The 215-nt window shown below is 75.3% G+C and carries 1 pseudogene; it reads right to left on the bottom strand.

Features of this window, described 5'->3' with window-relative positions:
* Positions 1–215 (bottom strand): annotated as a pseudogene (locus tag ACOADB_RS09065) (hypothetical protein); the annotation flags it as partial.

Genomic DNA, 215 nt, shown 5'->3' on the forward strand with positions numbered 1-215 from the left:
GTCGAGCAGCGTCGCCCGGCCACCCAGGCCACCGACCAGCGACACCTGCCGTTCGACCTGCTGCAGGTCGCCGGCGTCGTACCCGACGAGAAGGGTGGGGGCGGTCCGCAGCTCGACGCCGAGCCGATCGGCCAGCGCGGGCCACAGTGCGAGCGAGGCCGTGCCGAGCCGGAGGACCTCCTCCTCGCCGTGCCAGACCTCGGCCGCCGGGCTCA

This window comes from Nocardioides sp. CPCC 206348 (assembly GCF_048654705.1).
Classification (GTDB): Bacteria; Actinomycetota; Actinomycetes; order Propionibacteriales; family Nocardioidaceae; genus Nocardioides.